Annotated in this window: 1 protein-coding gene; it reads left to right on the forward strand. The window is 61.0% G+C overall.

Translation table 11 applies throughout. From position 1 onward, the window contains the following. Positions 1-251 (forward strand): ABC transporter substrate-binding protein (locus tag SB822_RS59255; protein WP_410859395.1); only part of this gene is annotated, 251 nt, incomplete at both ends.

A 251-nucleotide genomic window follows, 5' to 3' on the forward strand; every position in this document is an offset into this window, starting at 1 on the left:
CTCCGGCGCACAACTCGGCATTCTGATCGCGCCGGATTCGACGATACGCAGCGTCGCGCAACTGAAAGGGCGTACCGTGTTCGTTTCGTCGGCGCGCGGCAGCATTTCGCAATTCCAGCTATACGGCGCGCTTGCTGAAGCAGGCTTGTCGAAAGACGACGTGACCGTGCGCTTCATCTTGCCGGTGGATGGGTTTGCGGCGTTCGCGTCAGGCTCGATCGAAGCATGGGCGACGTTCGATCCGTACTACG

This window comes from Paraburkholderia sp. SIMBA_054 (assembly GCF_046534875.1).
In the GTDB taxonomy this organism is placed as follows: domain Bacteria; phylum Pseudomonadota; class Gammaproteobacteria; order Burkholderiales; family Burkholderiaceae; genus Paraburkholderia; species Paraburkholderia hospita.